Below are 242 nucleotides of genomic sequence, written 5' to 3'. Positions count from 1 at the left end.
TGGAGAGGCGACGAAAATGCCGTAATTGAACGCTGTGCGCCTTTATATGCCGCAGAAATGCTCAAATATGGAATCCGGTTCGATACGGACCCGGTTACGTTGTACAAAATGGCCTATTTGCAGCGCGTTTTGGAACGCAGCTTGTTCCAGCAGCTCTATTGGGGCGTGGAGGATCTGAAGACGGTTCATTTATTGGATCATTATTTAGAAAGAATCAATGTGTGGGGTAAGGAGCTCGGGTT

At 47.5% G+C, this 242-nt stretch carries 1 pseudogene; it reads left to right on the top strand.

The annotated features are described in order from the left end of the window. A pseudogene (locus tag CF394_RS14155) lies at nucleotides 1-242 on the top strand (hypothetical protein); the annotation flags it as partial.

Source organism: Tetzosporium hominis (assembly GCF_002265435.1).
Taxonomy (GTDB): domain Bacteria; phylum Bacillota; class Bacilli; order Bacillales_A; family Planococcaceae; genus Chryseomicrobium; species Chryseomicrobium hominis.
Note: the sequence above shows the minus strand (reverse complement) of the source record. Positions and strands in the feature narration are given on the sequence as shown.